This is a genomic window from Pseudoalteromonas sp. 68 DY56-GL68 (genome assembly GCF_041414825.1).
Classification (GTDB): Bacteria; Pseudomonadota; Gammaproteobacteria; order Enterobacterales; family Alteromonadaceae; genus Pseudoalteromonas.
This window is the reverse complement of the sequence record NZ_JAOCZL010000002.1, coordinates 24,949-42,675: the sequence shown is the minus strand read 5'-3', so window position 1 is coordinate 42,675 and position 17,727 is coordinate 24,949. Positions and strand designations below refer to the sequence as shown.

Sequence of the window (17,727 nt, the reverse complement as noted above, 5' to 3'; positions counted from 1 at the left end):
ACCCTTGGACGTAGGCGTGAAACTTGTTTCGCGCGCCAAGCAAGCGTGACGCCTATATGCTCGTCACTCAAATCCTTCCAAAACAAGCTTTCCGCGAGCTTTATGAGACTCTAATATCCCATGGGCTTTAACAAGGTTTGCTACGTTTATCTTACCTAAATGCTCACCCAATGTTGTTTTGATTGTGCCTTTATCAACTAAGCTAGCAAGCTCTGAAAGAAGCTGATGCTGGGCAATCATATCATCGGTTTGGAACATTGAGCGGGTATACATAAACTCCCAATGCAACGAAATACTTTTACGCTTTAACTTTAAAATATCAAAGCTTGCAGGGTCGTCGATCAGTGCTAATTTACCTTGTGGCTTGATCACTTCCATAATGCTATCAAGGTGTTGGTCGGTGTGCGTTAAGCTCACTACGTAATCAAATTCATTCAGGTCGGCCGCAAGACGTTGCTCGTTAAGGTTTTTGCTATGATCAAGCACATGATCAACACCTAAATCTTTAAGCCAGTTGGCGCTTTCTTCTCGTGCAGCGGTACCAACAACGGTTAAATTGGTAAGCTGTTTGGCAAGTTGCACTAAAATTGAGCCTACACCGCCTGCGGCACCTATCACTAATACAGAGGCTGGTTTATTGTTTTTAGATTTTTCAATCTGTAAGCGGTCGAACAATAACTCCCATGCCGTGATACTGGTTAATGGCAGGGCGGCTGCTTCACTATTACTCAGGCTTGTTGGTGCAAGACCGACAATGCGTTCATCAACAAGTTGCAGCTCAGCGTTACTGCCTTGGCGCGTTAAGTCGCCAGCATAAAACACACGATCACCGACATTAAATAACGATACGTTGTCGCCAACAGCTTTAACTGTTCCCACAGCGTCCCAGCCAATAACTTTGTAACCAGTGTCTGGTGACACATTAGCGCGAATTTTAGTATCAACGGGGTTAACTGAAATTGCTTCTACGGCGACAAGAATGTCGTGACCTGTCGTAACGGGATCTGGTAATTCAATCGCTTGTAATGATGAGTCCGACAACGTTGGGGTTGCTGTAGTGTATCCAAATGCTTTCATGATGGTGTCCGTATTGATGAGTTTTAAACACTATAGCGTATAGAATTATATTAAAAAGAGGTGTAATCCAAATTCACTTTCAAATAATTTTTGTTAATTGAGGTCACTATTTACTAAATCGAGTAACTCGATCAGTTGCAAGGCTTGTTGCTCGTTAATGCTTGGGAAGCGACAACGAATTTGCGACGGTATCTCAGCGGCTTGATCTTGCATCGCCTTGCCTTTGGCTTCGAGCTGCACCAGTCGTTTGCGTTTATCTTGGCTATCTTTAGTGATCGACAACAATGCTTTATCGCTCATTTTTTTCAAAATTTGTGTCATCGCACCACCATCAATGGCGGTTTTTTCAAGTAATTCAGCAATGCTGATCTGATCTTTTTCCCACAGCGCCATCATTACGACGTATTGCGGGTAGGTTAAATCTAATTGATTGAGAGAATCTCGATACGCACGGGCAATCCCATTCGATGCCATATATAAGCGGTGGCATAGCTGGTTATCTAATTTTAGTTGTGGGTATTTCATACTCGATCCTCAAAATTCAACACGAGTATTTTAATTTGCATACAAAGTATTTGCAATCCCGAAAAAGCTGATCTAATATATTTTGCGTGCAAAATATATTTTCACTCAATTAGGAGAGTAAACATGAAAGAACTACAAAGCGTCGCATACACAGCAAAAGCAACAGCAACAGGTGGTCGTGAAGGCACAGCAAAATCAGATGATGGTCGTTTAGATGTGGCACTATCAACACCAAAAGGGTTAGGTGGTGATGATGGTCAAGGTACAAACCCTGAGCAGTTATTTGCAGCAGGTTACGCGGCTTGTTTTATCGGCGCATTAAAGTTAGTTGCTGGCCAAGCAAAAATTAAATTACCAGCTGATACTCACATTAACTCTGAAGTATCAATTGGTCCTATCGAAGGTGGTTTTGGTATCGCTGTTAAGCTTGCGGTATCGGTGGGTGATCTTGATAAAGACACCGCTCTTGCACTGGTTAATAAAGCGCACGAAGTATGCCCATACTCAAATGCAACGCGCGGTAATATTGCTGTCGAATTATCAGTGATCTAATAGCTCTATACCAAAATAGGCCGTGCTTTATGCGCGGCTTTTTTGCTTTTCAGCAATCGATTTTGCTAAATCACCTGAACCAGTCAGCGCTGATACTAGGCCTTCGCGTGGTTCACTAAATTGTATTGGTTTAATTTGGCTTGCTCGGGCTGCATCGAATACCGGTATTTGGCTCATCGCGTATTCCGACAAGGCGGTAATGGTTAATGATGGGTTTACCCCTAAATTACCCGGTATGATTGAGCCGTCAATAACACGTAGGTTTTGATAGCCGAACACTTCTCCTGAGCTATCAACAACGCCGTTAGAAGCATCAGTGCCCATGGCGACTCCACTCATTATATGCGCTGTCATCGGGGCACCAAAGAGCACTTCAGATAAGGCTGAGCCTGGCACGCCACCGAGTTTCTCGGCGTAGAGTTTGGTTGCTTCTTCTGCTTTTGGAAAACTAACACTAAGCGGCGTGTCATTGTCTTTTTGCACCGCAGTAATGCCATTTTTAAATAATCGATACCATTTACGTCGCCATTCAAGGTGAATAAACGCCTCAGATTTTTGCATCACCAAAAATAGAATTGAGCTGCGGGCTTTGCCTTTTGGCCGCAATACTTTGGCTGTTTTTATTGGATGACGCAGTGTATTCACTAAAAATTTAGCAATACGCTTGAGGCCTTTTCCAGTCACCATAGGAACATAAGGTAAATATAGCCATGTGCCATCGGCGCCTTCTCTAAAGCGGCAAATTTCAATGTTAGTGTCTTTATCGACCGAAATAAATGAACTGATCGCAACGCCATCATCAACTTTTTTAGTAGTGTTGTTTGCGGTGGTGAGAGTTTCTGAATTAGTGCGAATTTGCTGACCAAGCCAAGCTGAAATATTGGGCAATGTTTTGTCTTTATCACGCATTTTTAAAAGCAAAGGCACGGTGCCCATGACTCCAGCGCTTAGCACAACGCCACGTGTTGTTAGCGTATAAACATGGCTATTGCGATGACTGGTATCTTTAATCTTAATTTTGTATCCGGCGCTGCCATCTGCATTAATCGGGGTGATTTTGATTACTTCAGAGCTGGGTCTTATCTCTACGCCATTGCGCTCGGCAAAGTACAGATAGTTTTTCATCAAGGTGTTTTTGGCATTATGGCGACAACCAATCATGCAGCTACCACAGTAATGGCAGGTATTTCGCCTTGGACCATCACCATTAAAGTATGGGTCGGGTAGCTCTTTGTTATAGGCTTCGCCTGGTTTTGCAAAAAGCACCCCGGTGTTCACGGTTTTGAACGAGTCACCTTGACCCATCTGCTCTGCAATCTCTTTTAGTGTGTGATCGGCAACATTGGTATAGGTATTTTTGGCACTGCCTAACATGCGCTGTGCAAGGCCATAGTAGGGCATTAGGCTTTCTTTCCAGTCTGATTTTATTAGTGTCCACGCTGGAGATTGAAATACTTCATCATCAGGAATAAGGTGCACATTGGCATAAATTTGTGAGCCACCACCCACACCCACACCATGCAGCACAGTGACTTTGCTGGTAAACGAAAATTGAATGCAGCCTTTTAGGCCAATTTCTGGCTGCCACATATAGTTTTTGATATCTAGGTTGGTCTTTGGAAACGCTTTATCGTCGCGCCGTAGGCCTTTTTCGAGTACTAAAACCCGGTTGCCTTTTTCGCTTAGGCGAAGCGCACTCACAGAGCCACCAAATCCAGAGCCTATAATAATTTGGTCAAAATCAAATGTGTGTTGCTGCATTATTATCACCTGTTGGTGTTTATTATTATGTGCTTATAACTTAGAACGTTTCTGGATAAAAGATAGAACGTAATTTGAAAAAATTAAATAACCATCTAAATATAGTTAATTAATTGTGCTAAGACGTTTCGGCAGAAACAGAGTAAAGCAATTTTCATGGACTGATGGCCCTTAAATTCATACTTTTTTTCTATTCGTCCCTCTGTTGTCATGCAAATGGTCTAAACTATTAGCAAACCAACAATAAAAATGGGAAAAATCGATGCGGCAGTTAGCATTAGCAAAGAAATTATTATGGCTTACCGTAGGCAGTATTTTCATTACTGTGTTTGTTCTATCGAGTGTTTTATGGTGGCAGTTATCAAGCAGTAACCAACAGTTATCTGCGCAATCAGAAAAGCTGATTGTTGCTGAGGTTGAAGACAAACTCGCCTCTAATGCAGCAGCCTATGGTGAACAAGTTGCTGGGTTTATTAACGAAGCGTATCGTGTGCCATACTCTTATGCTGCGATGTTGGGTGATGAAAAAGCTGCAAGTACTCTAACGCGTGAAGCTGTTGTGGAGTTAAACCGCTCATTGCTTGAAAAAAACACCTTACTGTCGTCTATTTATACTCAATTTGAGCGCAATGGGTTTGACAACCGCGATGCAAACTTTGTCAGCGGTTATGATCACTCAGTTGCAGGGGCGGGGACGCTTGAAATTTATTTTACCCGTAATCGTGATGGTGCTATTGAGCAGCAAGTTGTTGAAGAGGTAGAAGAAAAATACGTAGACACACTCAATGAATTTGGTCAACGGGAGGCTGAATGGTACCTGTGTGTGAAAGATACGAAAGTCCCTTGCATTATGGAGCCGTACCTTTACGAAATTTCGCCTGGGTACTCAGAAATGATGACTTCTCTAACTGTTCCAATTCTGAGAGGTGAAAAGTTTATAGGCGTTGCAGGTGTTGATTTAACCCTTCCTGTTTTCCAAAAAATGACCGAAAAGTTGTCAAAAGAGCTGTATAACGGTAAAGCCCGGGTTACTTTATTAAGCTCCCTTGATTTAGTCGTTGGCAGTAGTCATTACAAAGACAAGCTTGGCAGACCTTTAAAAGAAGCTGTGCCCAAAAATATGCTTGAAAACTACAATAAGTTAAAAAAGCAAAGTGGTATTTTTAAGGTGGGCGCAGAGTATTTGGTTAATTATCCAATCACCATTAAGCTTGCAAACACACAGTGGAATTTATTAATAGAAGTGCCAGCAGAGCTTGCTCTTGAAGGCCCGCAAGCACTTGCTAATACGATGAGTGAAAATGCAAATACGTTAGGCGGTTTAATACTGGTTACAGGACTAATCATTGCTGGTGCCGCATTTTTGATTATGCTGTTAGTGATAAGAACGATTGTTGCGCCACTGCAACAAATTCAACAACGGGTCGATAATCTTGCCAGTGCTGAAGGTGACTTAACGCAAACTTTGCATGTCGAGACCCACGAAGAGCTTATTGCATTGGCTACAGGTTTTAATGCGTTTCTTACCAAACTACGAATACTGATTAGCGAGCTAAAAAACGTATCAACTCAAACAAAGCAACAGGCAGAGCTTGCAACCAGTGTGGCCGTTGATACCAAACATAATGTTCAAGCTCAGTTCCAAGAAATTGAGAGCGTCGTAACTGCAATGAATGAGATGAGCGCGACTGCACTGGAAGTAGCGAGAGCTTCGGAGCAGTCAGCTCAACAAGCTGATGAAATTAACGGGTTAGTGGTCAGCAGTGAGTCAAGCTTATCGTCTGCGGTGACACAAGTTAAAACAATGTCGAGCGAGATAAAAGAAGCTAATCAAGCTGTTGAAAAAGTAGCGGCGCGAAGTAACGACATTACACAAATTCTAGACGTGATCAGAACAATTGCAGAGCAAACTAACTTGCTTGCGCTTAATGCAGCTATTGAAGCGGCAAGGGCAGGGGAGCAAGGCCGTGGTTTTGCTGTGGTTGCCGATGAAGTGAGGGCGCTTGCATCTAAAACACGAGCTTCAACGGATGATATCAGTGGTCTAATCGACAGCTTGCAGCTTGAAGTGGGCAATGCCTCTAAAGTTATTGAGCAAGGGGTTGTGAGAGCTCAAACTGCGGTGGATGAAACCTCGGTTGCTTTTGATGCGCTGCATGAAGTTGTGGTAAAAGTTGATGAAATTACACAACAAATTACCCATATAGCAACGGCAGCAGAAGAGCAAAGCTCAGTCACAGAAGAAATTAACCGTAACCTTACGTTAATTTCGGATGCTGCATCGCAATTAGCCGAGCTATCAACACAAGCTGGAGATGGTAGTCAAACGCTTAATGCACTCGTTGCACAGCAAGATGATGAATTGAATAAGTTGAAGACGAAATAGCTCTAAGGAGCTAGTTGCGAGATACGAGTTCGAGATAAAGCGCGATGTAAAATCGCTCTTACGAACTCGTACCTCATTTCTTATTTCTCGTAGGAATGACTTTAGTCATGAATAATTAACCATCACAAAAAGTTAAAACCTTGGACGTAGGCGTGAAACTTGTTTCGCGCGCCAGGCAAGCGTGACGCTTGTTTTCTCCGACCTAATAACGTCACTGTTTGCTATTCATACAATTTATTAGACTAATAGTTAATGTGCTTTAAAAGTAAACTGTAACTTATTGTTTATCTGTCTTTTTATAAATTATATATTAAAAAGCTCTTTTATTTCATTGGTTTAACTTTTCTTTCTTAATGTTCTACATTTTAAAACTGCCTTTTTTACAAATTCATACCCTACCTTTTGCCTAATCGTGTTTTATACCTTGCTGCTTTACCCTAAATGCAGAATAAAGACTCACACAATTTTCAAGATTAAGTAGTAGGAGAAGTCATGAATAAGACGCAGCATCAAGCATCAACTGCGCCTGCTGAGCTCGACCAGCAAAGCTATAAAGCACTCCACAAACCTAGCAGCGAATTTTCAAGCCGCGATGAATACCTCGAGAATGAACTGCAAATCATGCAACCTAAGCGTTGGCGACCAAACTTACCCTTTCGGGATTATCGTTTTGAGTTAGAAGATTCAATCCCTGCGATGGCAGGTACTATTGGTAAAGTGGTGATGGTGGGGGCAATTGCTGCCACATTTGCAGCTCCGCTTGGCCTTGGCGAAGCATTTATTTTAGAAAACGTTCGCTACGAGCTATTAATTGTTTCTATATTTATCTTATTGTTTTCAGGATTCTTTTTACCTACAGCAAACTTGGCTGGTACGCATGGGCCGCTGATCCCTTTAATACCTATTGTGGTTGCTGCGGGAGGGCATCCTATGGCGTTTGGATTACTGATCGGGGCATTTGGTTTATTGCTCGCACTCAGTAAAGGAGGCAGTTTACTGGCGGGCTTAACAAGCCGTGGTGTGTGTGGGGGATTACTGCTTTACCTAGGCTTTATCGGTACAATTTCACAGGTTAAAAAGCTGTTTGCATGGGCTGAGGGCATCGATATGACTCACATTGCCTTTATTGTGATTTTATCGACTATTGTTTTGTATGCACTGCTTGAACATTACAAAAAGCGTTGGTTAGCCGTACCGTTAAGTTGTTTGTTGGGTGGTTTAATCGCCTTTTTACTGGGTGCTCCGTTTGAATTTAAAACAGCCCCAGGGTTGCCTAATATGAACCCGATGTATTGGTGGGGTGAAAATACCGGTTGGATGCTAGGTTTACCAACACTTGAGAGCTTTGTAGTGGTATTGCCATTCGCGGTGCTGGCGGTTGCGATGTGGTCACCTGACTTTTTGGGGCATCAGGTGTTTCAAAAAATCAGTTACCCTGAGCGCACCGAAAAGGTACAAATGAATATAGACGATACAATGTTTAGCGCCTCAATTCGTCAAACCTTTGGTTCGTTGTTAGGTGGTTCAAACTTTACCTCGTCATGGGGAACTTACATTGTGCCAGCAGCCATCGCGAAGCGACCGATACCAGCCGGTGCGGTGTTGACGGCTTTATTTTGCATCATCGCAGGTATTTGGGGATACCCAATGGATTTAGCAATTTGGCAACCGGTATTATGTGTTGCACTTATTGTCGGGGTATTTATTCCATTACTTGAAGCTGGTATGGAAATGACGCGAGAAGGCAAAACCACCCAGTCAGCAGCAATTGTGGTGTTTTCTTCTGCTTTAGTGAACCCTGCGTTTGGTTGGTCACTGACTATGTTATTGGATAACTTGGGTTTGATTGGCTGTAAAGAACGTAGCTCTGAGTTGACTCCAATGAGTCGTTGGATTATTCCACTGGTAATGTTCGTCATTTTAACTGGAGTGATGGCTATTGTGGGTATGCTGCCAGGTATTCCAGCGTTAATGGCTGATTTTAGACATTAATTTTTAAGGGCAAGGCGAGTGTCTTGCCCTAACTTGCTTAGTTAAAAATCTTTAATTAATTTAAACATCATGTTCACTAATTCATTGCTTATCGTGTGTGAGTGAGGTCTGTGCATGTAGCTTCTAAGGCCTGTAAATTGGATTTGGAACAAGCGCGCATATTCTAGCGGTGCATGGTTTGTTGCTAGTTCGTTTTGTTTTTGCGCAGTGTCAAAAATATGTGTTAAGTAACATTCAAACTGTTGCAGTAGATCATTCGTTAAGTTTTTAAGTAGTGGTTGTGAGTGGTCAAATTCAGCATTTGCTTTAATTAACATACATATTTCACAACCGGGTTCTGAATCATTCAATACAGCCTGAACAAAAGAGTGCAACCCTTCAAGTATGCTATCACTACTTGATAAGTGCTTGGCAAGTAATGTTTTAAGTTGTTCAGCGTAGTCCTTAAGTGCTTCACTATATAAGCCTTCTTTTGAGCCAAAGGCAGCATAAATACTCCCTGGGCGCATATCAACAGTGGTTTGTAAATCCCGCGTTGAGGTGGCCGAAAAGCCTTTTTGCCAAAATAGAATCCCCGCCTTATTTATTACCTTTTCTCGGTCGAACTTAACTTTATTTACCATCTTTTACACCAATTTGAGCACCTGTTCAATTTTAACTTGAGCGAGTGCTCAAAAACAACTAGGCTATGCACTCATAATTTAAAAAAGACTAAGGAGAACACATGTCAAACTTTACGTTACATACTAAAGACACCGCTCCAGAAGAGGCTAAGTCACTTCTAGATAATTCAGTTTCTGCGTTTGGGATGATCCCTAACTTGCATGCTGTAATGGCTGAAGCACCAACATTACTTGAGGGATATCAAGTGTTGCATGAGCTATTCCAAAAAACATCATTCACCGCTGAGGAACTAACGGTTGTATGGCAGACGATTAATGTAGAACATGATTGTCATTATTGTGTGCCAGCACATAGTGCAATAGCGGCAAGTATGAAAGTTGATCAAGCAATTGTGGATGCGCTTGTTAATAAAACCCCTTTGGCGAGTGCTAAGCTCGAGATCCTTCGTGGTACTACATTAGCGATGACGCGAAATCGAGGAGTTATTGATAAAGAGCAACTAGACGCTTTTTTTGATGCGGGTTATTCGAATCAGCAGTTATTAGAAATTGTATTAGGCTTATCGCAAAAAGTGATGAGTAACTATACCAACCATCTTGCTAACACTGAGATTGATGAACCTTTTAAAAAGTTTGCAAAATAGCGTTTACTGAGCACGGCTTAGGTTTACTCGCTTAGACCGTGCTCAAACTGAGTGATTATTTAAACTTCACCTCTTTATTACTTCGGGTATAGATACGCTTTTCAGGTTTTGTCCATTGACCTTTCTTTAAGTATGACGTTGAAACAATAAAGCTGTTATCTTTATACTCACTCGTCGATTTTACTTTCGTGATACCTTCTTGACTGCCATTCACATTTTCGTAAGCAACAAATTGAGTAGGACTGAGGACGTTCATCGTTCCTTTTGTGTAAAACCCTGCGGTCGTGAAATAATAAAATACCAGAGACTGCTTGTTATTATCCCAGAAAATCATCGACTCGCCGCCATATTCACCTTCATTTATTGAATGAATGGTTTTTATTGCCATACCGTTGAGTGCGCGTTGCCATGTACTTACATCCTGTACAGCTGGCTTACCTTGTGCAACATCAAAGTCAGCTTGCCATGTGCCTAAATAAGGTTTAAAAACTTGCAAATGTTCTGATAGCTGCGGCTCTGCCGAAAATACCGAAAAAGTACACAAGCACATTGATAGTAAAAGCGATTTTAGATGTGCCATAATAATGCCTCGTTTAGTTATAATTTTGTCTAGTATAGGTGATAATTCTTTGATTAAGAAAGCACTAACGTTTTTTGCCGTTTGTTTTTTACTATTTTTATGGGTTGTATCTTGGCAGCTAAATCTATCTTACTTGATTGCTGGTATTTACTCGGGAGTAAGTCTAATAACCTTTTTGGTGTATGGCTGGGATAAACGTTTAGCAGTTGAACACGGTGAGAATGTGATTAGAGTCCCTGAGCGTACCTTGCATATTTTAGGTGTTTTCGGTGGTTGGCCAGGCTCATTACTTGCTCAGCAATGGTTAAGGCATAAATCTAAAAAGCGCCGTTTTATCTTTGTGCTTTGGCTCACAATTATTGCAAATGGATGTGCTTCATCATTGTTGTATTATTTGCAATATATGTAGTAGGGCATAAAAAAGGAAAGCTGAGCTTTCCTTTATGGTTGTTAAAAAGTAACGATACGTTATTGTGCTGATTCAGTTGCTGGGACGCTATCAAGCTCAACAGTTAATACAGTCTTTTTATTTACTTCGACCCATTTACGATAAGTTAAGTAGCCAGGTTTGCTTACCTCAATATCGTATTTACCTTCATCAAGCTCAATACCGTCTTGGTAAACAGGCTTAATATTCATAATACGCACACGCGCATCGTCAGGTGTTGTGATAACAGTTAAAGAGGTTGCTGTCTCTTCTGCTACAACGGCTGTCGCCACTGGCTCTACTACAGGCTCGGGTTCAGGAGCAACTTCGGTAGAGGTTGTCGAACAACCTGTTAAAAATAACATGACACATAACGTACTTAACTTTTTCATAACTACTCCATATTCTGTTGTATTGACGTTGACTGCATAGACTAAAATTAAAGGTAACAACAAGGAAAACCAGCACGTGAGATGTGCAAATTGAGTCTTCCTTGACGTTTGGCTAATTTATAAATAGCGCTAAATTGTATTCTCTAAACTTTTTCTTATTACTTCACTTCGTTCGACTAATTTTTCCGCGGTTCTATACATTTTGCGTTTCATTAGTTGACTTGCCATAGAAATATATTTGCTCGCAATTTCATCTTTAATTAATAAGATTGGCTCAAAGGTCTCTGGGAAAATCTCAGCTTGTTTAGAAAATGCTTCATCGAACTCCATTAGCTCTTTATAGTCTTCTATTTCAGCTAAACGAGTTTTAAAGCCTTCTAGTTTTTCATGATAAAAAATAAGCGCATCTTCAGAAGGGTAGCTTGCTGATTGGCCGTTACTTACTTTATCGTTGTAGTTAATAAGCGCAGTCATTGCTGATTCTTTCTTCCTAAGTGCGATAAGCAGAGGTTGAAGGTTATCAGCATTTTTAAATGCGAGTTCACCAACATTTAGCAGTGTTTTTTGCATCGCGAAGTCGTCGTTTTCAATCGCATCCATTACAGCTAATTTATAAACATTTTCGTACTCTTCGCTTGGCTTATATTGGTAATTTAGGTCAATAATTGAAAGCTGCTTAATTAAGTTTTCAATACTATTTTCGCCACCTTCATCATATCTCCCTTGTGCAAGCAGCACATCTAAGCGGTAGCTTAAATCTGAGATAATAGATTGTCTTTCTGTTAGTAGACTATCAAGCTTGCTAGCTAATAATTGTGAATCTGGGTAATACACCCGTGCCTCATTATAAATGTCTATCGCTTTATCATAGTCTTTTGTATTAAGTGACGTGCGAGCTAAGTTGTCGACTCGTTGCTCAAACCTACCAACAATTTTGTTTTGATGAACTTTTAAAAGACCTTCTTTTAAAACATTATATTGTGGAGGTATTTCATCTAATCGTTGAGGTAACTCATCGCCGCCCCAAGTCATCCATGCCTCTAGCTGTTCAACTTTAGCAACTGAGTTCTTGAAGTTAGCATCCAATGTTGTTTGCTGCTCTTTAACCGAGTTGATGTAGAAAAAGCTACCAGCAATAATAATGAAATAACATGCAACATGCGCAAGTAAAGGAACTCTGCTTTTAGTTAGTTCATTATTTAGTTCGGCTAAAGAATCAGCTCTTTTGGCTTCATCAAGTTGTAAGCATCTTTTTAATTTTGCCCAGAGAAAGGCTGAACAGTTGCTTGGTTTTTTAACTGTGGTGTCTTTGCTAACTGTGTTAGAGGCTTTTCTGTTATAAGGATGTTTGCTTGTTAAAAGCTCGTACGCGATACAGCCTAAAGAGAAAATATCGTCTTTCTTAGTGGCTTCTTTACCATTTAGCTGTGCAGGACTTGCATAGGTCGGGGTGTAACCAGTACTGGTTGGTTTGTCATCATTTAGGCTAGGTGCTGCATATAGATCTTCATGGCTATGGGTTTTTGCAATCCCAAAATCTAAAATCTTTAGATTGCCCTGAGAGTCAAACATAACATTAGATGGTTTAAGGTCATTGTGAATGATCCCTTTTGCATGCGCGTATGACAATGCATCAATAAGCTGTTTTAAAATAGGCTTAGCACGCTTTTGAGTGAGTCCATTAGGTTTATTTCTTTTTATTAGCTGTTCTAATGTTTCACCTTCAACCCACTCCATAACAACAAAGTGGTGTGATTCATCTGAAGACGCAGAGAATACTTTTACAATATTTGGATGAGATAAAGAACGAGTTTTAACTGTTTCGTCTTTTAGAAGCGAAATGGCTTCCTCTGAGTCACAAAGCTCTTCATGTAAAACTTTTATCGCTACAAAGTTATCTTGATGGGTGCTTGTTTCTAAGTGAATGTCGCGGGCACGGTATATGTGGCCCATACCACCTTCGCCTATTAACTCTTCAATTAGATATCGTTGGGCTAACTTCTTACCAATAAGATGAAGTTTATTTGAATTTTGGCTTTTGCCTTTAGTTTCAATTGAAGCAATGCGTGTTTTATCGTTATCGGTCGTCATTTAAATTCCTTTTTTGAAATCAACATTCCTGTTTGATTGGTGTGTATTTTACAAAAAACAAAATAATAAGCAATCATTCAGCTAGTATAAATAAACAAGGAACTATGTTGTTTAACTATTTTTGAGTTATTTTTATTAGATAGAACGCCTATTGTTTAGTTTTATGAAATAATTAAATTGGTTTTTTGTATATTAGACAGCGTTGACTTTGGTTAACGAAGTATTTTATTCTATTAGAATGTTTAGATTTATGGGACTAACAATCAAATGGAAGTGGTTTTAAATGTTACCAGCTATCATAGACTTTCACCTGAGATTGAGGCTACAAAAATAGTAGAACAGGAATTAACTTTTGGCCGCTCTGATCAATGTGATTGGCATCTACCTGATCCTGAAAAGGTCATCTCTGGTCAACACGGTAAAGTTGTCAAAGAAGCAGATGGCTTCTACGTTTATGATTACTCTACGAATGGTTTATTTATCAACTATTCTGTTTCACCGCTGGGTAAGGAAAATAAACATTTGCTATCGGATGGTGACGTACTATCCATTGGTGATTTTCAAATTGAAGCTAAGTTGTCTAATCAGCTTCAAAAGCAAAGTTCACATCAATCAGCTGCAGCCTTTAGTCAGCCCAATCCGTCAGTAGAGAACTATAACCAGAATAATGACGTGGCTAATTCGTCGTTAAATAATGAATTTACTAATGGCATGGATGAAGCGATGATTGCGCCTTCTTTCCAGCAACCGCAAGCACCTATTTCAGAGCCTGTTAACAGTAGCCCATTAAGCCAACCAATCCCTGAAGACTGGGATGAAATAGCGTTTATGGGTTCAAGTAATGAAGTAGCAAGTGAAAGTAGTCAACATTTGGCTAGTCCACCTGTTACTGAACCGCCTGTGCAAGTTCAACAAAAGCCAGCTCAGCCTCGCGCTACTCAACCTGCTAAAGCACCTAAACCTGTCACTGGCAATGGTGATTCGCCTTTAGTTGCTGCTTTTTTAGAGGGCTTGGGAGTGAATAGTGAGCTTGCGAATGAATTAAACGATGAACGTGTTTGGGCACAAATGGGCGAGAGCTTGAGACACTTTTTAGTTGGCTCTATGGATTTAATTCGTCAACGTTCATTACTGAAAAATCAACTCAAGTTGAATCACACGACATTTCAGGTTGAACAAAATAACCCTTTGAAGTTCTCTGCTACGCTTGATGATGCTATTCAAAACTTATTTATTCGTAAAAGTTCAAGCTACTTACAGGCAAATAAAGCCGTTCAAGAGAGCTTTATCGACACCAAAGCTCATGAAAAAGGGCTGTTAGCAGGTGCCACCGGCGCGCTTTCTGGTGCATTAGAACAATTATCTCCTGATGGTATCAAGCAGCAAGTGCGTAACAAAGAGAGTATTTTAAATTACTTACCAACTTATTCTGACTCATCGAGTTGGGATATATATCAAAAATTACACGCTGAAATTATTGAAGATGTTGAAACAAAAGGTGTATTAGCATTATCTGAAGAATTTTTGCGAGCTTACAATAATCACAGTAAAGCGTGATATAAGGGAATAAAAGCATGTTAAAGTCCAAACTTACTTTTGCTGGAGCTCTATTAGTTTTTTTAGTTGGCTGCTCAACGGTTAATAAATTTGTACCACCGTCAACTGATCTAAATATTAATGTTGCCGCTGACGTAAACCCTGATATTTCAGGACGTCCTTCTCCTGTAGTTTTAAAAGTGTTTGAACTTAGTTCGCGAACTATTTTTGATACGCAAGACTTTTTTAGTCTTTATGATACACCAGAAGAAATTTTAGGACCTGACCTCCTAAAGAAGGATGAGTTAGAGTTACAGCCAGGGTCTAAGCTTGAGTATAAAATGAGCTTAAATAGAAACACACGATTCATTGGTGTTGTATTGGCGTACAGAGATATTGAAAAAGCACGTTGGCGTTCAGTTATTGAAGTAGATCCAACAGGTTATGACGATATCGATGTGAATGTAGAGTCGCTAGCGACTTACATGAGATGATTAAAAGGAATTAAAATGAGTGATTACACGCGGGTCGCATGGACAGAGGGCATGTTTTTAAGGCCCCAACATTTCCAGCAAGCAGACAAGCATACCTTCAGCACGATTAGGAAAATTATAGAAGCGAATGTTGCTGACTCGTGGGGCGTTGTTGATATCGATATTGACACAGGCTTATTGGTAACAGGGCAGTTCGCTGTTGATAGTCTAACGGCTGTTACCTCTGATTTGTGTCCAATCAACATGCCAAGTAATGAGCAGTTGCCTGCTCCGCTTGTGGTGCCAAAAAATACCTACAATGAAATTGTATGTTTAGCTGTTCCAGCGTTGAAAAGCAGTGGTATAAATTTAGCGACTGAAGAAGATGAGCTAGTTACACGATACCGAATTGCCGATTTATCGATTAGTGATGATAACTTAGGCTCTCAAGCGCAAGAAGTTATCCAGGTGGCACAGCTTCATAGCAAACTAATGTTAATGTCTGATGATACAGCCGGTTATGTAACATTGCCCCTTGCACGTATTAGTGAAGTAACGAACGAGGGGGCGATTAAGCTTGACTCTAAATACGTTCCGCCATGCTTGCAAGTTACTCATTGTAAACCGTTAATTGGACTTGTAAGAGAGATTGGCAGTTTGATAAAACAGCGCGCTGAAAGTATCTCTGGAAGATTATGTCAAGGGTATGCTGGCAGTGCGTCTGTGGCTGATTTCATCATGCTTCAAACACTTAACAAATACGACGCTGTTTTTGAAAGCTTATTAAGTCATTCTCATGTTCATCCAAGAGCATTTTATACGCGCTTAATTGAGATGGCTGGCGAACTTGCGACATTTAGTGCGGCCAATAAGCGTGTACCTGTCTTGCCTAAGTATGATCATGCAAATTTACAGTTTGTCTTTTCTGAGGTTGTAAGCTTCTTGTATCAATCTCTGAGTCAAGTTATTGAACAAACTGCAACCGAAATTAAGCTTGAACAAAGCAAGTTTGGTATTTCTTTTGGTGCCTTAAAAGATAAAAGTATTCTTGATTCGTCTCAGTTTGTGCTTGCAGTTAAAGCCAGTGTGCCGCATGAAGAATTACGTAAACTACTACCTTCACAAATTAAGATAGGTAGTGTGGAGACTATTCGTGACTTGGTAAATAACCAAATACCAGGGATTTCGATTAATAGTCTGCCAACAGCACCGCGTCAGGTTCCGTATCATGCGGGCTATCATTACTTTGAACTGAACAAACAAAGTGAACATTGGAATAAGCTAAAATCAAGCGGTGGGATTGCAATTCACTTGTCCGGTAACTATCCGGATCTTAACTTGGTTTTATGGGCTATTAGAAGCTAACAGAGGGAAGTTTCAATGGATGAAACAATAATTAAACCACGTCCAGGTCGTTTGAGCCGAGGCATGGAGGATGCAAATACTTCAAAATCGCATTCAGATAAAACAGTCGTATCGTTGAGTCAATCTGAAAGTGGAAGTGCACCTTTAAATAATATTTCAATATTCAAAAATGGTTTGCTTGAAGCCGCTAATGACTGCTTTTCTTTAGTGATTTTCATCAACCAATCTTCGGAAGTTGAAAATTTAGCGGCCTTGAAGCACCGAGCCATTGAGTCGATTAAACGTTTTGAAAGTACTTTGCGTGCCAAATCTATCGATTTGTCAGTGATAAATAATGCCCGATATTGTTTGTGTGCTGCACTGGATGAAGCTGCGTTAAATGCTAAGTGGAGCTCACTGGAGTGGGCAGAAGAAAGTTTACTATCAACATTCCACAAAGAGACGTTTGGCGGAGAATACTTTTTCACTCTGCTAGATGATGCCTTGCTACACCCTGAAGCAAACAAAGAATTTTTAGAACTACAGTACCACTGTCTAAATTTAGGTTTTAAAGGTAAGTATCGGGTTGATACCGGCGGCGATAGTAAGATAGATGATTATCGAAATCGCGTATACCACATTTTAAATCAACTAGATGGACCTCAAAGTAAATACCTAACTCCGTCTTGGAAGAGCCGTGTTGCAGCCGGTATGGAGTTAAGAAACCAGATCCCACTTTGGGTCGTTGTATCTGTTTTGACCCTACTCACATTGGCCGTGTATTTATTTTTTAATATGCGTTTGAATGAAAAAGTGGCGACGACAACGGATAATTTAAATTTAGTACATCCTATTTCATCTTCACAAACCGAAGACACGAAAGATACACAGCTTGATCTACTAACGCAGTTAATGCACACCGAAATACAACGTGGTGTAGTTAGTATCGAGCGTCAATCGGATCGAATTAGAATTACCATTAATAACGAAAGCCTCTTTAATGTTGGTGAAGCGTCGTTACGTCCTTCATTCCAACCAATATTAGAAAAGCTTGCGCTGAGCCTTGAGGGCACAAAAGGTAAAATTTTAATAACAGGTCACACTGATGACAGTCCAATAAGTACCAACCAGTACCCCTCAAATTGGCATCTGTCATTAGCAAGAGCAACGCAAGTTGCAAACTCTATGGCCAAAAATACAGGCTTAATGGGTAGGTTATGGCCAGAAGGAAGAGGTTCTGCGGAGCCCTTGGTGAGTAATGCCGATTCAAATCAGAAAGCATTGAATCGCAGAATTGAAATCGACTTACTTTTTTAATGGAGTT

At 40.5% G+C, this 17,727-nt stretch carries 16 protein-coding genes; 9 read left to right on the top strand and 7 right to left on the bottom strand.

Annotated features, from left to right (window positions below; translation table 11 throughout):
* Positions 1-63: 63 nt before the first annotated feature.
* Both NYF15_RS00470 and NYF15_RS00465 read right to left on the bottom strand, forming a co-directional pair.
* Positions 64-1,077, bottom strand: a complete 1,014-nt coding sequence (locus NYF15_RS00470) for a zinc-binding alcohol dehydrogenase family protein (RefSeq protein ID WP_371352400.1) — start codon at positions 1,075-1,077, stop codon at positions 64-66.
* A gap of 93 nt (positions 1,078-1,170) precedes the next feature.
* On the bottom strand, positions 1,171-1,602 hold the full coding sequence (locus NYF15_RS00465; protein WP_130151823.1) for a MarR family winged helix-turn-helix transcriptional regulator: 432 nt from the start codon (positions 1,600-1,602) through the stop codon (positions 1,171-1,173).
* 123 nt (positions 1,603-1,725) lie between these two features.
* On the opposite strand from NYF15_RS00465, the gene NYF15_RS00460 reads away from it, so the two are divergent.
* Positions 1,726-2,154, top strand: coding sequence for an organic hydroperoxide resistance protein (locus NYF15_RS00460; RefSeq protein WP_054553604.1), 429 nt, complete (start codon positions 1,726-1,728; stop codon positions 2,152-2,154).
* 27 nt (positions 2,155-2,181) lie between these two features.
* Here the strand turns inward: NYF15_RS00460 and NYF15_RS00455 are convergent, their stop codons facing one another.
* The gene (locus NYF15_RS00455; protein WP_371352399.1) at positions 2,182-3,915 is read right to left on the bottom strand and encodes a GMC oxidoreductase; all 1,734 of its coding nucleotides are present in this window, start codon (positions 3,913-3,915) and stop codon (positions 2,182-2,184) included.
* 262 nt (positions 3,916-4,177) lie between these two features.
* Here NYF15_RS00455 and NYF15_RS00450 point away from each other — a divergent pair, with 262 nt between their 5' ends.
* Together NYF15_RS00450 and NYF15_RS00445 are read left to right on the top strand one after the other, a co-directional pair.
* Positions 4,178-6,301 carry a methyl-accepting chemotaxis protein gene (locus NYF15_RS00450; RefSeq protein ID WP_371352398.1) on the top strand — a complete coding sequence of 708 codons (2,124 nt, stop codon included), beginning with the start codon at positions 4,178-4,180 and terminating at the stop codon, positions 6,299-6,301.
* A gap of 492 nt (positions 6,302-6,793) precedes the next feature.
* On the top strand, positions 6,794-8,293 hold the full coding sequence (locus tag NYF15_RS00445; protein WP_130151820.1) for a DUF3360 family protein: 1,500 nt from the start codon (positions 6,794-6,796) through the stop codon (positions 8,291-8,293).
* Between the two features lie 41 nt (positions 8,294-8,334).
* On the opposite strand, the gene NYF15_RS00440 is transcribed toward NYF15_RS00445, so the two are convergent.
* Entirely contained in the window at positions 8,335-8,916 is a 582-nt protein-coding gene (locus NYF15_RS00440; RefSeq protein WP_130151819.1) for a TetR/AcrR family transcriptional regulator, read from the bottom strand.
* A gap of 101 nt (positions 8,917-9,017) precedes the next feature.
* Between NYF15_RS00440 and NYF15_RS00435 the strand changes: the two genes are divergently transcribed.
* Entirely contained in the window at positions 9,018-9,560 is a 543-nt protein-coding gene (locus NYF15_RS00435; protein WP_237119174.1) for a carboxymuconolactone decarboxylase family protein, read from the top strand.
* 55 nt (positions 9,561-9,615) lie between these two features.
* Here the strand turns inward: NYF15_RS00435 and NYF15_RS00430 are convergent, their stop codons facing one another.
* Positions 9,616-10,140 carry a hypothetical protein gene (locus NYF15_RS00430; protein WP_371352397.1) on the bottom strand — a complete coding sequence of 175 codons (525 nt, stop codon included), beginning with the start codon at positions 10,138-10,140 and terminating at the stop codon, positions 9,616-9,618.
* Between the two features lie 49 nt (positions 10,141-10,189).
* Between NYF15_RS00430 and NYF15_RS00425 the strand changes: the two genes are divergently transcribed.
* On the top strand, positions 10,190-10,549 hold the full coding sequence (locus NYF15_RS00425; RefSeq protein ID WP_371352396.1) for a DUF1294 domain-containing protein: 360 nt from the start codon (positions 10,190-10,192) through the stop codon (positions 10,547-10,549).
* 59 nt (positions 10,550-10,608) lie between these two features.
* On the opposite strand, the gene NYF15_RS00420 is transcribed toward NYF15_RS00425, so the two are convergent.
* A complete protein-coding gene (locus tag NYF15_RS00420) occupies positions 10,609-10,959 on the bottom strand; it encodes a PEGA domain-containing protein (protein WP_130151815.1) in 351 nt (116 codons plus the stop codon).
* 129 nt (positions 10,960-11,088) lie between these two features.
* Positions 11,089-13,050: a serine/threonine-protein kinase gene (locus tag NYF15_RS00415; RefSeq protein ID WP_130151814.1), complete on the bottom strand. Its 1,962-nt coding sequence runs from the start codon at positions 13,048-13,050 to the stop codon at positions 11,089-11,091.
* A gap of 267 nt (positions 13,051-13,317) precedes the next feature.
* On the opposite strand from NYF15_RS00415, the gene tagH reads away from it, so the two are divergent.
* Genes tagH through tssL form a run of 4 tightly spaced genes read left to right on the top strand, consistent with a single transcriptional unit; the run spans position 13,318 to position 17,720 of the window.
* Positions 13,318-14,607, top strand: a complete 1,290-nt coding sequence (gene tagH, locus NYF15_RS00410; RefSeq protein ID WP_371352395.1) for a type VI secretion system-associated FHA domain protein TagH — start codon at positions 13,318-13,320, stop codon at positions 14,605-14,607.
* 17 nt (positions 14,608-14,624) lie between these two features.
* Positions 14,625-15,080 carry a type VI secretion system lipoprotein TssJ gene (tssJ, locus tag NYF15_RS00405; RefSeq protein WP_062567665.1) on the top strand — a complete coding sequence of 152 codons (456 nt, stop codon included), beginning with the start codon at positions 14,625-14,627 and terminating at the stop codon, positions 15,078-15,080.
* A 15-nt stretch (positions 15,081-15,095) separates the two neighbouring features.
* Positions 15,096-16,424, top strand: a complete 1,329-nt coding sequence (gene tssK, locus NYF15_RS00400) for a type VI secretion system baseplate subunit TssK (protein WP_130151812.1) — start codon at positions 15,096-15,098, stop codon at positions 16,422-16,424.
* A gap of 15 nt (positions 16,425-16,439) precedes the next feature.
* Positions 16,440-17,720, top strand: a complete 1,281-nt coding sequence (gene tssL / locus NYF15_RS00395) for a type VI secretion system protein TssL, long form (RefSeq protein ID WP_130151811.1) — start codon at positions 16,440-16,442, stop codon at positions 17,718-17,720.
* Positions 17,721-17,727 lie beyond the last annotated feature (7 nt).

Coding starts and splice junctions, on each gene's coding strand:
- NYF15_RS00470 (WP_371352400.1), bottom strand. CDS start 1,077: ATGAAAGCATTTGGATACACTACAGCAACCCCAACGTTGTCGGACTCA.
- NYF15_RS00465 (WP_130151823.1), bottom strand. CDS start 1,602: ATGAAATACCCACAACTAAAATTAGATAACCAGCTATGCCACCGCTTA.
- NYF15_RS00460 (WP_054553604.1), top strand. CDS start 1,726: ATGAAAGAACTACAAAGCGTCGCATACACAGCAAAAGCAACAGCAACA.
- NYF15_RS00455 (WP_371352399.1), bottom strand. CDS start 3,915: ATGCAGCAACACACATTTGATTTTGACCAAATTATTATAGGCTCTGGA.
- NYF15_RS00450 (WP_371352398.1), top strand. CDS start 4,178: ATGCGGCAGTTAGCATTAGCAAAGAAATTATTATGGCTTACCGTAGGC.
- NYF15_RS00445 (WP_130151820.1), top strand. CDS start 6,794: ATGAATAAGACGCAGCATCAAGCATCAACTGCGCCTGCTGAGCTCGAC.
- NYF15_RS00440 (WP_130151819.1), bottom strand. CDS start 8,916: ATGGTAAATAAAGTTAAGTTCGACCGAGAAAAGGTAATAAATAAGGCG.
- NYF15_RS00435 (WP_237119174.1), top strand. CDS start 9,018: ATGTCAAACTTTACGTTACATACTAAAGACACCGCTCCAGAAGAGGCT.
- NYF15_RS00430 (WP_371352397.1), bottom strand. CDS start 10,140: ATGGCACATCTAAAATCGCTTTTACTATCAATGTGCTTGTGTACTTTT.
- NYF15_RS00420 (WP_130151815.1), bottom strand. CDS start 10,959: ATGAAAAAGTTAAGTACGTTATGTGTCATGTTATTTTTAACAGGTTGT.
- NYF15_RS00415 (WP_130151814.1), bottom strand. CDS start 13,050: ATGACGACCGATAACGATAAAACACGCATTGCTTCAATTGAAACTAAA.
- tagH (WP_371352395.1), top strand. CDS start 13,318: ATGGAAGTGGTTTTAAATGTTACCAGCTATCATAGACTTTCACCTGAG.
- tssJ (WP_062567665.1), top strand. CDS start 14,625: ATGTTAAAGTCCAAACTTACTTTTGCTGGAGCTCTATTAGTTTTTTTA.
- tssK (WP_130151812.1), top strand. CDS start 15,096: ATGAGTGATTACACGCGGGTCGCATGGACAGAGGGCATGTTTTTAAGG.
- tssL (WP_130151811.1), top strand. CDS start 16,440: ATGGATGAAACAATAATTAAACCACGTCCAGGTCGTTTGAGCCGAGGC.